The sequence below is a fragment of the Lysinibacillus sp. COL-1 genome, from assembly GCF_059814265.1.
This window is the reverse complement of sequence record NZ_JCAWSJ010000003.1, coordinates 561,589-575,670: the sequence shown is the minus strand read 5'-3', so window position 1 is coordinate 575,670 and position 14,082 is coordinate 561,589. Positions and strand designations below refer to the sequence as shown.

Below are 14,082 nucleotides of genomic sequence, written 5' to 3'. Positions count from 1 at the left end.
CAAAATTGCTTATTATGCCGTTGACATTACCTTTTTTCAACAACATGAAATCCCGCCCTCTATTTGAGAGCGGGATTTACTTATTTCCTAAAAATCAAATTTGAAATGATCAGGATCTTGCCCAAATCGTTGATTTCGATTTAATGTAGCCATTTTCTCCATCTGGGCTTGTGTTAATTCAAAGTCAAAAATCTGTGCGTTTTCCTCGATTCGACTTGGTGTCACTGATTTAGGAATAACCAATGTATTGTTTTGTAAATGCCAACGTAACACTACTTGAGCAGCCGTCTTTCCGATTTCTTGCCCTATTTCCACTATTGTAGGGTCAGTAAGTACGCCTCCGCGCCCTAGCGGTGACCATGCAGTAACAGCAATTTGATGTTCACTGCAAAATGCGCGTAATGGGATTTGCTGTAAATAAGGATGTAACTCCACTTGATTGACCATCGGAGCCGTATTTGCCTTTGCCAGTATTTTTTCTAAATGATGCTCATGGTGATTCGATACACCTGTCGCTCGAATTAATTTTTCATCGTATAGACGTTCAATTGCTCGATAGGTTTCTTCAAAAGTTTCTGGGACAGCCCAATGGGTTAAATATAAATCTAGGTAATCTATATTTAATTTCTTTAATGAAACCTCAAAAGCGCGTAATGTGGCATCATATCCTTGGTCATTATTCCACACTTTTGTCGTAACAAATATATCTTCACGTTGAATGCCTGAATGACGAATCGCTTCCCCTACCTCTACCTCATTGCCATATAAGGACGCTGTATCAATAGCTCGATAACCAAATTTAAGTGCTTTATCAATAGCCTGTAATGTTTCTTCACGTTCAGTCATTTTATAAACACCTAAACCAAAGCAAGGCATTTCTACACCATTTGATAATGTTTTCGTTGATTGTAAATGCAAGAAGCACAACCCCTTTCTTTTCCTAGTACCATTATACAAAAAATTGGATTTAAGAAAAATAAAGCAGCTGTTTTAAACCTTACTTTTTCTCGATTTCCGTATCCTCCTCCAATTGTATAGGGTCAGCAATACGTTCATCCTCTGCCAGTTCAAGACCATCTCGTAAATGCTCCATCTGTTTTCCCAAATCTTTTAATTCTTTCATATCTCTAGCCATTGAACCATTTTCAATGTTTGGCACTTTTTTTTCCATAATGATCACCTCATTTATAGTTTTCCCGATATCGAGATGTTTGAACCATTTCTGACATATTTTATTCCGCTATGTCGTTTCATTTTTATAATAGATAGGCTATACTAAAAAGAGATGTCTTTAGAACATGAGGAGGGTACTTCCATGAAATTATTATTAATCATTGGTGTAACAGTTGCTTTCTTAACAGCTATTTTTACCGCTGGATACGAAGGCGACTACAAAGCAGACAAATAATAGCTCAAGAAAATCACTAAGCATTTTGCAAGGCTTAGTGATTTTCTTTTTTTGTAGAACAATAGAAATACTTGACTTTCATTTGTTTTTAAAATAAACTAACTTACATAAAGTAACTTAATAAAAAAAGATAACTATTTGGAGGTATCCTCTATGCATTTCCATGAAAAACCTAACACCTATGTAACGAATGTTGAAATAAAAGTAAGCGATCTCCAACGCTCTTTAACCTTTTATCAAGAAATAATAGGCTTTAAAATTTTACAGCAAGAATCACATAAAGCTACGTTGACTACCGATGGAGAAACTGCTCTTTTAACCATTGTTCAGCCTGAAGCAGTGGAAGAAAAGCGAAGCATGACGACAGGGCTTTATCACTTCGCCTTATTATTGCCAACTCGCCGTGACCTAGCCAATGTCATTACTCATTTTCACGACAAAGGTGTACACCTTGGGGCTTCTGATCACGCTGTCAGTGAAGCACTCTATTTAAATGATCCTGACCATAACGGTATTGAGGTGTATGTGGATCGTGATGAAAGCGAATGGACATGGCATAATGATTACGTGCATATGGTGACAGAACCACTCAATATCCGTTCTATTTTAGAAGAAGGAGATGGAAACTGGAATGGACTTCCTGCTGGTACAGTGATGGGTCATATTCATTTATCTGTCTCCAACTTAGCAGAAGCTGAGCATTTTTATACTAAAGGCTTAGGTTTTGAGATTGTCACACGCTATGGTTCCCAAGCACTATTCATTTCAACAGGTCGTTATCATCATCATATCGGTTTAAACACGTGGCACTCAGAAAATGCTCCAAAGCTTGGCCAAAATCAAGTGGGTTTGAAAACATTCTCCTTGCGACTAGATAACGAAGAACAAGCAGCCACTATGAAAGGAAACCTTCGTGTAATGGGTGCACCAGTCATAGAAATTGCTGGTGGATTCCAAACAGAAGACCCTGCTGGTAATGTTGTGTTATTGAAGTTTTAGTATTAAAAAGGCAGTTCTCACATGCGGAGAACTGCCTTTTTAATGTAAACCTGGATAGCCTTGTTGTCGTAATGCCTCATAAATGACAATGGCAGCCGTATTAGACAAATTGAGTGAACGTATATGATCACTTTGCGGAATACGCAAGCACATATCTCGTCGATCATATGCAAAGTCCTTTGGCAACCCTGTCGTTTCTTTTCCAAACATAAAATAAATATCTCGATCTTGATCACTAAAATCATGCGTCGTAAACGGCTCATCACTATACGTTTCGATTAAATAAACATCTCCATTTTTAGAATGCTCTATAAAATCATCCAGTGAATCATGATAGACAATATTCACACTATGCCAATAATCTAAGCCTGCTCGTTTCAACATTTTATCGTCCGTCGAAAAACCTAGTGGACGAATTAAATGTAACGATGTATTCGTACCAGCACAAGTACGAGCAATATTCCCTGTATTAGCTGGAATTTCTGGTTGATATAAAACGATATGCAATGGCATAACGACACACTTCCTTATTCAAAATTTCTTTCAGCAGGCTCTTGAACAGAGCCAGATTTTTTTAGAATGAGTAGCCCCTCGGATAAAATGAGACTCAGTTCTTTTGAGTCGGTTTTCCCTCTCGGTAAGCGGGCCATAGTTCTTTGGGAGCGACTTTTCCACATATTATGAGCAGGCACGGCTCTTTTAGAGCGAACCGACTTCCTTTATGAACGAAACCCCAACCTTTTGGAGCACCCTCCGCTCAAACTAGAGCCGCTTCTCCGACAATTCCAGTGACTGATTTCACCCTCTAATAGAAAGCAAGTAAACCAATTGCCCTGACTCAACTTATTGGAAAAACTGCAACCCTTTATGAATTTCACTGAGTACTTCTTCATCCTGTTCTGTAACTTCCGCTTCATGTAAAGCAGATTGGGCTATTTCTCCACCTATCTTGCCTAAAGCCCATGCAGCTGTGCCACGAATGACAGGACGTTCATCTTTTTGAAGAACATCAATTAAATCTGGTATGGCGGCTTCTTCTTTAAAATGAGCGAGTGCTAAAATGGCATTACGCTGGATAGGCTTTTTCCCACGCCAAGAGCCTGAGACATGACCAAACTTGGCCTTAAATTCTCGATTAGAAATCGTTAAAAGAGGAGTCAATAATGGCTTGGCAAGCTCTGGATCTGGCATAAATTCTTCATGCATCCAATTAATTTTCCCTTTATTTTTAGGACATACTGTCTGGCATGTATCACAGCCATAAAGACGATTGCCGATATGATTTCGGAACTCATCAGGCAGTAATCCCTTTGTTTGGGTCAGAAAGGCAATACAGCGCTGCGCATTCAGTTGTCCTCCTTGGATTAAGGCGCCAGTCGGACAAACATCCAAGCACAATCGACAATCTCCACATTCATCCTCCATTGGCTTATCTGGCGCAAAAGGGATATTTGTGATGAGCTCTCCCAAATACACATAAGAGCCAAATTCAGGCGTTATAATGGAACAATTTTTCCCACTCCAGCCAATGCCTGCACGTTCTGCTACAGCTCGATCTACAAGTGCTCCCGTATCTACCATCGATTCAATTCGCACACCCTCGACGTGTTCCTCAAGCCAAGCAGATAATAACTTCAAACGTTCACGTATTGCTGTATGATAATCGACACCCCATGAAGCTCGACAAAAAATTCCACGCCTTGCACCTTTTTTACCAACTGGTGCATTTTGCATACGCGAAGGATAGGCAACAGCTATCGCTACAATGCTCTCTGCTTCATTTAATAATTGAAGGGGTTCGGTACGTTTTTCAATATTACTTTCTTCAAAACCAGACTGGTAGCCTAGCTCCTGCTGGCGACGCAATCTGTTCTTTAGTTCTGTAAAGGGAGCTGCTGTTGTAAAACCTATTTTATCAACGCCAATGGACATCGCATATGCCACAAAGTCACGTTGTAGGTCATGTATGTTCATTTTATTTCCAACTCCTTACATGGTACAATAATAGAAATAGATAAAGTAGGTGATGTTCATTGGAAATTTCCATTAACCAATCTCTATTAGCACAACATCCCGAGCTAAAAATCGGCATTATTCATTATACCAAAATTGTCGTAGCAGAATCCCCTCAAATGATTAAAGGACGTATGCAATTGTATCAGGAAAATCTCTTTCTAGAAATGCAAGCACAACCCGTGACACAGCGTGAGGGTATCGCAGAATGGAGACAGCTATGGAAAAAGCTTGGTGCTGATCCAAACCGTTACCGTCATTCAGCAGAAAGCCTAATGCGTCGAATTAGTAAGCAAAACTATTTAACACCACTTCATTCAGGTGTTGATTTAAATAATTTCTTTTCTCTCCAATACGAAATGCCAATTGGGCTGTATGATGTCGCTCCAATCAAAGGGTCTGTGGAAATTGCTCTTGGTCATGATGAAATTAGTTACGAAGGTTTAAATGGGCGATTGAATACATTAACAAATATTCTATATAGTCGTGATGAAGTAGGAGCATTTGGCTCACCTTTTGTCGATTCTAAACGCACAGCTGTTACAGAGGAAACGACTGAGGCATTACATATATTTTATCTCCGACCATCGTTAACAACTGAAGCAGCAAACGAACTTCTTGCGTCAGCAGGAAAAATGTTTAATCAAATCCATGGCGGTCATTATCAAACCGCACTTTTGTCAAATAATGCGCCATCTACAACACTATAAAAAGGACGTGTTTTCATGATTAATCTTGCAGAAGCAGTTAAACTAAAAAGTATTTTAGGGAAGAAAACTCAAGAGCTTGTTAGTGAACTACATCGTAGTGCTGTTGTGACAGTAGAAAAAGGACAAGCTCCTAAAACAAGTAATCGCGCTCTCCCCCTTATTGAGGCTGACCTAGCACAAATTCGTCTCGATGCACGTACGCTAGACCGTTTAGTATATGAAGCGAACATTCAAAACACAGTCGATTTTAAAGGTGAAAAGTTAGCACTAGTAGAAGCCATCGAATTGGCGACACAGCTCCGTGCCGAGGCTGAATTGTGTAAAGAATTTAGTATGCGTGAAAAAGAAAGTGTCCGATTTGGCTATGGTGAAAATGCAATGTTATACGAAATCACTTTGTATGAGCCTGATGCATATCGAGAACGAGCAATTCAACTCGAAAAAGATGCACATAAACTATCCAATCTTATTAATTCAAAAAATTATAGTATACAAATTAACTTTGACGATTCTCGTTATTTCTAATCTCGGGGCGGTGAGACTCCAAACCGAGTTGGATGTGCTGTTTTCAAATTCAGCTTTTGAGCTAACTTGCCTCAAACCAATAACAAGTTACCTATTACTGTATGACCGATGACTAATGACCAACTATAGGCAAAAGCCATACTCAACCAACTTGATTCCGTTTGAAAACGCCATCCATGGCTCTCCTACATTTATGTATGGAGAGCCTTTTTATGTAGATTCAGCATTTTTTTAAGGACATAAACAGTAAATCATGGCACATTGATGCCAAGTTTAAATGTCGATGAATTCGAATGTCTAGTTTGCCCCATTCAAGGACAAAATGGAAGTATCTATAGGAAAGGGGTCATACTATGACACAGCAAAATGATTCAACACATGAGCAAGATACAACCTTAACAAATCGACAGGGCCATCCGATTACCAACAACCAAAATTTACGAACAATCAGTAATCGTGGTCCTGCAACACTTGAAAATTATGATTTTCTAGAAAAGATGAGTCACTTTGACCGAGAGAGAGTTCCTGAACGAGTAGTCCATGCTCGTGGTGCTGGTGCACATGGTTATTTTGAAACTTACGGTGTTGTGGGTGATGATCCAATTTCAAAGTATACACGTGCAAAAGTCTTTCAGGATAAAGGGAAGAAAACGCCTGTCTTGGTGCGTTTTTCAACTGTGATACACGGCGGTCACTCCCCTGAAACTTTACGTGATCCACGAGGCTTTGCAGTCAAATTTTATACAGAGGATGGCAACTGGGATTTAGTGGGCAATAATTTAAAAATATTCTTTATTCGTGATGCCATGAAATTCCCAGACATGATCCATGCTTTTAAGCCAGATCCTATTACTAATATTCAGAGCGTCGAACGTTTCTTTGACTTTTGTGCTAGCTCTCCAGAAACCTTCCATATGGTCACTTTTGTCTACTCACCTTGGGGGATTCCAGCTAATTATCGTATGATGCAAGGCTCTGGGGTCAATACGTATAAATGGGTTAATGATGAAGGGAATGCGGTTCTTGTCAAATATCACTGGGAACCACTACAAGGCATTAAAAATTTAACACAAAAAGAAGCAGAAGAAATCCAACAGAAAAATTTCAATCATGCCACTCAAGATTTATATGATGCCATCGATCGTGGTGAATATCCTGAATGGGAGCTACATGTTCAAATAATGGAGGATGGTCCACATCCTGAGCTTGATTTTGATCCATTGGATGATACAAAGCTTTGGCCAAACGATCAATTCCCATGGTATGCAGTTGGCAAAATGGTATTAAACAAAAATCCTGAGGATTATTTTGCTGAGGTGGAACAGGCCGCATTCGGCACAGGGGTACTGGTTGATGGCTTAGATTTTTCTGATGATAAAATGCTACAAGGTCGTACTTTCTCTTACTCCGATACACAGCGTCATCGTGTAGGGGCTAACTACTTACAGCTACCGATTAATGCGCCTAAAAAGCGTGTTGCTACCAATCAACATGGTGGGCAAATGATGTATAAACGTGATTTAGCACCCGGTCAAAATCCACATATAAATTATGAGCCATCTATGCTCAATGGTTTAAAGGAAGCGACACAAGCTGGGAAAGAACATACACCCTATGTAGAGGGAAATCTTGTTCGTGAATCAATCGATCGTCAAAGTAATACTAAGCAAGCTGGCGAAACTTACCGTAGCTTTGAGCAGTGGGAGCGAAATGAACTTCTTGAAAACTTAATACGCGATTTATCAGTCTGTCACGAGGATATTCAAAATGCAATGATTGCGCTAGCAGAGGAAGCGGATGAAGAATATGGTCGTTTACTCAAAGAAGGTTTGCATAAGGCACGAAAAAACGCCTCCGCTTCTAAACCACTTGGCAATATCGATGGCGATCAAGCACCTCAAGATGCTATCAATAAAGGTCATGATGCCGAGCCATATTAACTAAGTTAAAAATAGGCTGGGACAAACCAATGAAAAACCCGATCTATTTTACGAAACACTCCTTTAGTGTTTTGTAGTAGCTCGGGTTTGCTTTTTGTCTTAAAATTATCTGGCTTTCATAATAGCCAAATTAATTATGTATAAGCCTCTTTTTGTATTATTGCTCATAAGCCTTATACCAATGATAGGGTTGAATTTCTTTTAATAACTTAAATACTAATTCACCATTTGCATTCGTAATCGCAGCTTTCACATTCTCTCCTCAATAGAAAAGTCTTTCCTGACAGACCCCGCATGGTGTAAGTTCTGATTTTTCATTTTCTCGAGCAACACAAATTGAATGTGTAACCTTTGTATTGAATTGATGGGCCTCTAGAATGGCTCCCGTTCCCATACATAATTCAGTAGCTGGCATTCATGACCTCTGGTGCGATACTTGTTAAAATCCGCCCATCTTCAGTATACAAAGTTGCAGTTCCTCCCCAGCCAGAGGGATATCTTTTTTCTGCTAATGCTACTGCCGATTCATATAGTGTTTTTTCAATATCCATCCTACATCATTTATGTACGCCAGGTAATATTTTCAATACCTTTTCCTCGGCGTCTAAAATAGCATCCACTCCTAGTGGAATGGCAATATTCGTCGTTTCATGCCCAATCTTAAAGCCAGCCACAACCGGAATGCCCAATTCAGCAAAATACTCCTTCATCAACAGATGCAATGCCGCTTCATCAGCTCCTGTCTGTGTAAATGAGCCAATGATTACACCTGCTAACTGTTCTAACTTCCTAGCCTGTTTTAATTGCTGAAGCATCGAATCAATTCCTGGAATCGTTTCACCTAGTTCTTCTATCAATAAAATTCGACCTTCAGTACGCACTTCAAATTTGGTTCCTAATGTGCTGACAAGACGATAGAGATTGCCTCCGATAATTTCACCTCTTGCAACACCCCCAGCAATTGTTGTTAAAGGAGAAATCGCCTCTGTATACTGAATTTCCATCGGGGAAAATAATTGTAAAAACATTTTCTTTGATAAGTCATCCATCTTACTAGCTGCCATAAGCAGAGGGCCATGAAATGTCACTAGGTTGGCATATTCATTGATGGCACAATGTAAATATGTCAGATCTGAAAAGCCCCAAAAAATTTTAGGGTTTTCCTCTAATAAAGTATAATCAACTTTTTCAGCAATTCGTGCAGAGCCATAGCCTCCCTTGGCACAAAAGATCGCTTTCACTTCAGGGTTTTTCACCATTTCATGCAGATCACCTAACCTGGTCTCGTCATCTCCAGCTAAATAATCATGTTTAGCATGAATCGTATCACCTACAATATAGCGAAGCCCCAATTCGTCCAAAAAAGCTAATGCATCTCCTAGCTTTTCAGGCTCTACAAGACTTGAAAGGGCAATAACACCAACTAAATCACCTTTTTGTAGATATGGTACTGTACTTTTCAACGCAATCACTCCTCTTTTCCTTATTTTAGCATAGCCATACTATGGGAGCATTGATTATTGGATGCTTCATGCCTAAAATAAACCATAATATTAGAAGTTATCGCTTCATGATAATCTCGCCATAGAGTTACCTTCCAGACACACTATCTAGCACAAACTTTATTCCTTGGAAATAGACAGCAACGATTGCTGGTATTTTTGCTTCTATCGTTGCTTTTTTGCTGGAATAACAGTGTCATACTGTTTGGTGCGAACAAGGTGAATATTTATTTTTTTTCGATGAAAATTATCCTACCGGAAAAACAAATAAGCAAAGACTTCCACTATAAGAAGTCCTTGCTTATTCTTGTTAGTTTGTTCCACCATAAATAATCGTAACATTAGGATGGTTTAATAATTGACTTGCTGGGAAATCTTCCGTCACATAACCACTCTTCAATTTTTCCATTGCATCCAACTTCTTCTCTCCAAAGGCAATAAGGACGATTTCCTTTGCCTTCATAATGGATTGAATGCCCATCGTAATCGCATGTGTGGGCACTTCAGAAGGGTCATCAAAGTAAATAGCGTTTTCTGTTCTTGTGGACTCTGTTAACTCAACTATATTAGTCATAGAATCAAACGAAGTGCCGGGTTCGTTAAAGCCTATGTGACCATTCACACCGATTCCAAGCAGCTGTAAATCAATGCCTCCTGCTTCCTCAATACGTCTATCATATGCAAGACATTCGGTAGCTAAGTCAGCTGCCTTGCCATTTGGCAAATGTATATTTTCTTCTTGTATATCTACAAAATTAAATAAATTCTTATGCATGAAAGTCCAATAGCTTGCTGGGCTTGTTTGCTCAAGACCTACATACTCATCCAAGTTAAAAGTTTGAACATCCTTAAAAGATAGATGACCTGCCTGATGTCTCGCCACTAATTTCTTATACATACCAACAGGTGATCCACCCGTTGCTAACCCTAAAATACTATTAGGTTTCTCTTGTATTTGCTTGGAGAAAATATGAGCTGCAACTTCGCTCATTTCCTCATATGTATTTACTTCTATCCACTTCATAGTAATTACGATACCTACCTTACCCTCAATATTATTAACTAATATGTAAAATATTTCACTTTATAGTAGCTAATATATTAATCTTACTAGTTATTTAGCTATTTTTCTATCATTTCCTCCTTCAGTTTATGCGTGTAATCTTAGACTATTTCGGTTATGTTATTAATAAGGAAGTGAGGCGATTTTATGAATTCTCAGATTCATCACTATTTACAGCATATTCAATTTCAAGGATCTTTAGAGCCAACTATACAACTACTTGGACAACTACAAACGAAACATCTATTGACCATTCCCTATGAAAATTTAGATGTTGCCTTGAACCGTGGTATCTCCTTCGCTATTCCTGATTTATATCAAAAAATAATGGTTGAACGACGTGGTGGCAATTGCTTTGAACTCAATATCTTATTTAGCTGGCTCTTGCGGGAACTTGGATTCTCTGTTACGAATCGATATGCGCAGTTTTGGCGTAACGTGGCAGAAGATACACCTACAGAGGAGATTCCTATGCACCAGCTTTTATTAATAAATGAGGGTGGACAGACCTATATCTCAGATGTAGGAGTAGGTGCTTTAGCACCCTGTAAGCCAGTACCATTGATTGCAGGACATCAACATCGTGAAGGCCAAGAGTTATATAAAATAGAACGAGATGAAGCAAATGGTTGGATGCTGTTTGAACAAACAAAACAAAATTGGCGTTTGCTTTATAGTTTTCATGATGATGCAAATGAGGCAAAATTTGCACCTCGACTCTCGCAGCAAAAAAATAAAATTGCTATGATTCGCACTACTCGTGGACGTCATACCATGATGAACAACGAATTTAGAATCTATGAAGGTTCATCCTTAACAATTTATACTACACACAATGACAAAGAATGGCTGCAAGCTCTTCAGCGTTTTTTTCATATTACATTACAAAACTAACAACAAAGCAAGCCCACTTCAAAAAGAGGCTTGCTTTCAATTTATTTCATTGTACGATTTAATAACTCTAACACAACAATGTCATTGTGTAGCTCTTTCACTAAACCAATTCCATCTACAAAATAATAAATTTTCACCACATCACTATAGATGGATCTTTCTTCAAGTATCACGACACCTGTATATTGAACCTCACCAGCTCGCACAGTACCGTTAGTCGTTTTAACTGTCACTCGTACACCAGACGTCACTCCCTCGTCATCCTCATGTAAAATGACACCTATTCTAAGTGGTAGTTCCAAATACAAATCATAATGTGTGGTAGCATCACTAGCAATAGCTTGACCATATATACGGTCATGTCCATATAACAGTTCATTAGGAAATGTTTGTGCTGTACTTACATTTTGGACTGTCCATACATCATTTTTACCGTCATGATGGTCATATTGATAGTTTAACGTATAGCGTTGATTATCACTTAAAGAATAATGAGCATACGTATAAACAAAAGCAGGATCTTTTAGCAAATCAGGCTTAGTCAGAGTCATCGCTCGTGCCAAAAATGCTGAAAAGTGAGCACGTGTAACAGGCTCATTTGGTTTAAATGCTCCATCCTCATAACCTCTTATTAAATGATTATGAGCCAATGTTAAAATCTCTTTATAGCCTGGTGTCTGCTCCGTTACATCCGAAAAATAATAAGGATCTGAGCCCTTTAATTGAAAGGCTCTGTGCAGTACAATAGCCATTTGTCCTCTTGTAATCATTGCATCTGGATGGAATTTATCGACTGCATTAAAAATGCCCGCATTTTGTACCGCAGCAATTTCTTTATAATACTTATGCGCAGTCGTTACATCCTGAAAATTAGGATTTTTTATATTGATTGTATTTAATCCTAGAGCACGAGTTAACATCACAGCAACCTGTGCTTTCGTAACTTTTTCGTTCGGCTTGAACAGAGTATTTGAATACCCCCTCACAATATCCTGCTCTACTAAATAATCAATTTCTGTTGATAATGTCTCATCAGTTAAATCTTTAAAGCTTGCTGCCCGTACTTCCTTAGGTAATAGACAAACAGTTATCAGGATTGAACATATAATTTTCAATAGGTTCTTCACATTATCCCTCCTCCTTCAATTCTTTACCCATCTAAGTCAATTTTTACTCTTCATATGAAAATACCACAACCATAAAAGATATGATTGTGGTATTTCCAATTAGTACATAGCATTTGGTAACACAAGCCCATCGCTCATTTTAATAATACGATCAGCATAGGCGAGCATTTCTTCATCATGTGTCACCATTAATGTTGTAATCTTTAATGTTTTCGTTAATTCTCTTAGCAACAGCATAATTTCTTTAGAACGCTGGGAGTCTAAACTAGCTGTTGGTTCATCAGCAAACAATACTTTTGGTTGATGAATGATGGCACGTGCGATTGCTACACGCTGCTTTTCTCCACCTGATAAGGAGGAAGGATAAGCCGTTTTACGATGAGCCATTCCAACTAATTGTAGTAGATGATTCACTTCATGCTGCTGTTCGTGCTTCTTTAACCGAGACTCAGCAACATCTAGCATTAACAGCAGCTGCTCCTCCACTGTCAGAAATGGTACGAGATGCGCAAACTGAAAGACAAAGCCAAATTTACTTGCACGTAATTTCCGTACCTGCTCAGTGCTCATCGTTGTAAGATTTTGTTCTTCGAAAAACACTTGCCCATCTGTTGCTGGCTGTAGTCCCGCAGCTATCGTTAACAGTGTACTTTTCCCTGAACCAGACGCACCTACCAATGCAGTAATCTCCCCCTCTTTTAACGAAAGATTGATACCTTTTAAAATTTCCTCCTCCACTTCACCATTTTTAAACGTTTTTCGCACTTCATCAATTGTAAACAATGTCATGATTATGCCTCCCCTTGTTGTATGGCTTGTAACGGTTCAATTTTTTTAATTTGTAGACCCGACAATGTAGCTCCGATAAAGCCAATGATAAGAAACACTATGGATAACTGTGTTGTAGTGCCAATTGCTAAGGTGAAGGGCATTCCCTTAGGTGCAACAACATTAAATAACTGGCTAAGGCTAATGGATATGACAAGTGAGATCATTGTAATAATAGCCATCTGTGTCCAGATCATTTTAAACAACTTACTTGTTTTTAAACCAATTGCTTTTAAGATGCCATACAAACCAATTTTTTGCACATTCATCATATAGAAGAAAATGGCGAATAACATGCCACTAATGACAACTAAGAACCATATAATCATATTTAAAGATAGCTGTTCCGCACTATAGCTGGGAATTGTATTGAGAAATTCTTTATTGTTGTATGCTTGTAGCCCTTTAAACTCTTTTGGCTCGCTATTTGGTACATAAATTAACTGTTTGTCATTTACACGATACATCTCGTGATAGGCCTCTTCACTAATGTAAGCGACAGGTGCGTGGCTATATTTCTTTTGCTCCACAAAGCCTTTAACGATGAACTCACCATTGTATTGATTATTCTTTAATGTATCTCCGACTTTGATTCCTTTATCCTGTAACGAGCTATCTAACAGTACCTCCCCTTGATGCACATTTTGAAACAATCTGGACTCGGTAGATGTAACAAAGGCAACACTCTGCTGTTTATCGTCTTGATCATTTAAAAAGCCCATTTGAATCGAAAAAGCTACTGCTTCTTTCTCTTTCCCCATGACTTCCTGTTGAAGGTCGCTATCAATTCTCGAAAGATTAAACGTCCCCTCTGCATCTTCAGCCATGTAAATTTGCCCATTCGGTAAATCTTTAATTAAAGCTGCATTATCCTGCGATAGACCATTTGCCAAACCCGAAATAATAAACGTTAAAAAACTAACTAGGAAGATAATGGAGCCCAAGATTAAAAACCGTACTTTATTCTTCTTTATCTCTTTCCACGCAAGATTCATTACTAACCCCTCCATTTCTTTGATTACTCATAGCTTAAAATGTTTACATGAACAGAGCATGAACTAATCATTAAAAAT

14 protein-coding genes and 1 pseudogene are annotated in these 14,082 nt (G+C 38.6%); 5 read left to right on the top strand and 10 right to left on the bottom strand.

The features are described from left to right. Positions 1–87 precede the first annotated feature (87 nt). Both AC6BKE_RS07225 and AC6BKE_RS07220 read right to left on the bottom strand, forming a co-directional pair. Positions 88–918, bottom strand: a complete 831-nt coding sequence (locus AC6BKE_RS07225) for an aldo/keto reductase (protein ID WP_342504437.1) — start codon at positions 916–918, stop codon at positions 88–90. A 79-nt stretch (positions 919–997) separates the two neighbouring features. Next, on the bottom strand, positions 998–1,171 hold the full coding sequence (locus AC6BKE_RS07220; RefSeq protein WP_170829926.1) for a hypothetical protein: 174 nt from the start codon (positions 1,169–1,171) through the stop codon (positions 998–1,000). Positions 1,172–1,561: 390 nt separating this feature from the next. On the opposite strand from AC6BKE_RS07220, the gene AC6BKE_RS07215 reads away from it, so the two are divergent. Continuing rightward, positions 1,562–2,407, top strand: a complete 846-nt coding sequence (locus AC6BKE_RS07215) for a VOC family protein (protein ID WP_089934987.1) — start codon at positions 1,562–1,564, stop codon at positions 2,405–2,407. A gap of 39 nt (positions 2,408–2,446) precedes the next feature. On the opposite strand, the gene trmL is transcribed toward AC6BKE_RS07215, so the two are convergent. Together trmL and queG are read right to left on the bottom strand one after the other, a co-directional pair. Then, positions 2,447–2,920, bottom strand: a complete 474-nt coding sequence (gene trmL / locus AC6BKE_RS07210) for a tRNA (uridine(34)/cytosine(34)/5-carboxymethylaminomethyluridine(34)-2'-O)-methyltransferase TrmL (RefSeq protein WP_058844476.1) — start codon at positions 2,918–2,920, stop codon at positions 2,447–2,449. A gap of 330 nt (positions 2,921–3,250) precedes the next feature. Beyond that, a complete protein-coding gene (gene queG, locus AC6BKE_RS07205) occupies positions 3,251–4,381 on the bottom strand; it encodes a tRNA epoxyqueuosine(34) reductase QueG (RefSeq protein ID WP_058844477.1) in 1,131 nt (376 codons plus the stop codon). A 59-nt stretch (positions 4,382–4,440) separates the two neighbouring features. Between queG and AC6BKE_RS07200 the strand changes: the two genes are divergently transcribed. From AC6BKE_RS07200 to AC6BKE_RS07190, 3 genes are all read left to right on the top strand, one after another. Beyond that, a complete protein-coding gene (locus tag AC6BKE_RS07200; RefSeq protein WP_089934985.1) occupies positions 4,441–5,130 on the top strand; it encodes a B3/B4 domain-containing protein in 690 nt (229 codons plus the stop codon). Between the two features lie 15 nt (positions 5,131–5,145). Continuing rightward, entirely contained in the window at positions 5,146–5,655 is a 510-nt protein-coding gene (locus tag AC6BKE_RS07195; RefSeq protein WP_036119262.1) for a hypothetical protein, read from the top strand. A 353-nt stretch (positions 5,656–6,008) separates the two neighbouring features. Then, entirely contained in the window at positions 6,009–7,595 is a 1,587-nt protein-coding gene (locus AC6BKE_RS07190) for a catalase (protein ID WP_499856302.1), read from the top strand. Between the two features lie 157 nt (positions 7,596–7,752). Here AC6BKE_RS07190 and AC6BKE_RS07185 read toward each other — a convergent pair. The 3 genes and pseudogenes from AC6BKE_RS07185 to nagB form a co-directional block, all read right to left on the bottom strand. Continuing rightward, a pseudogene (locus AC6BKE_RS07185) lies at positions 7,753–8,146 on the bottom strand (cytidine deaminase). 6 nt (positions 8,147–8,152) lie between these two features. Further along, on the bottom strand, positions 8,153–9,058 hold the full coding sequence (locus AC6BKE_RS07180; RefSeq protein WP_036119268.1) for a S66 peptidase family protein: 906 nt from the start codon (positions 9,056–9,058) through the stop codon (positions 8,153–8,155). 349 nt (positions 9,059–9,407) lie between these two features. After that, complete coding sequence (gene nagB, locus AC6BKE_RS07175) at positions 9,408–10,121, bottom strand: glucosamine-6-phosphate deaminase (protein WP_499856299.1); 714 nt, start codon at positions 10,119–10,121, stop codon at positions 9,408–9,410. Between the two features lie 186 nt (positions 10,122–10,307). Between nagB and AC6BKE_RS07170 the strand changes: the two genes are divergently transcribed. After that, positions 10,308–11,054 (top strand): arylamine N-acetyltransferase family protein, encoded by a 747-nt coding sequence (locus AC6BKE_RS07170; protein ID WP_089934979.1) that lies wholly within the window; start codon positions 10,308–10,310, stop codon positions 11,052–11,054. Between the two features lie 41 nt (positions 11,055–11,095). Here AC6BKE_RS07170 and AC6BKE_RS07165 read toward each other — a convergent pair whose 3' ends face one another. The 3 genes from AC6BKE_RS07165 to AC6BKE_RS07155 all read right to left on the bottom strand — a co-directional run bounded on the left by AC6BKE_RS07165 (position 11,096) and on the right by AC6BKE_RS07155 (position 14,004). Then, on the bottom strand, positions 11,096–12,181 hold the full coding sequence (locus tag AC6BKE_RS07165) for an S-layer homology domain-containing protein (protein ID WP_499856298.1): 1,086 nt from the start codon (positions 12,179–12,181) through the stop codon (positions 11,096–11,098). 99 nt (positions 12,182–12,280) lie between these two features. Further along, entirely contained in the window at positions 12,281–12,970 is a 690-nt protein-coding gene (locus tag AC6BKE_RS07160) for an ABC transporter ATP-binding protein (RefSeq protein WP_249646138.1), read from the bottom strand. A 2-nt stretch (positions 12,971–12,972) separates the two neighbouring features. Beyond that, positions 12,973–14,004 carry an ABC transporter permease gene (locus tag AC6BKE_RS07155; protein WP_499856297.1) on the bottom strand — a complete coding sequence of 344 codons (1,032 nt, stop codon included), beginning with the start codon at positions 14,002–14,004 and terminating at the stop codon, positions 12,973–12,975. Positions 14,005–14,082 lie beyond the last annotated feature (78 nt).

Excerpts from the sequence above, each read along its gene's own strand:
- AC6BKE_RS07220 (WP_170829926.1), bottom strand. The coding sequence starts at position 1,171 with ATGGAAAAAAAAGTGCCAAACATTGAAAATGGTTCAATGGCTAGAGAT.
- AC6BKE_RS07215 (WP_089934987.1), top strand. The coding sequence starts at position 1,562 with ATGCATTTCCATGAAAAACCTAACACCTATGTAACGAATGTTGAAATA.
- trmL (WP_058844476.1), bottom strand. The coding sequence starts at position 2,920 with ATGCCATTGCATATCGTTTTATATCAACCAGAAATTCCAGCTAATACA.
- queG (WP_058844477.1), bottom strand. The coding sequence starts at position 4,381 with ATGAACATACATGACCTACAACGTGACTTTGTGGCATATGCGATGTCC.
- AC6BKE_RS07195 (WP_036119262.1), top strand. The coding sequence starts at position 5,146 with ATGATTAATCTTGCAGAAGCAGTTAAACTAAAAAGTATTTTAGGGAAG.
- AC6BKE_RS07190 (WP_499856302.1), top strand. The coding sequence starts at position 6,009 with ATGACACAGCAAAATGATTCAACACATGAGCAAGATACAACCTTAACA.
- nagB (WP_499856299.1), bottom strand. The coding sequence starts at position 10,121 with ATGAAGTGGATAGAAGTAAATACATATGAGGAAATGAGCGAAGTTGCA.
- AC6BKE_RS07170 (WP_089934979.1), top strand. The coding sequence starts at position 10,308 with ATGAATTCTCAGATTCATCACTATTTACAGCATATTCAATTTCAAGGA.
- AC6BKE_RS07160 (WP_249646138.1), bottom strand. The coding sequence starts at position 12,970 with ATGACATTGTTTACAATTGATGAAGTGCGAAAAACGTTTAAAAATGGT.
- AC6BKE_RS07155 (WP_499856297.1), bottom strand. The coding sequence starts at position 14,004 with ATGAATCTTGCGTGGAAAGAGATAAAGAAGAATAAAGTACGGTTTTTA.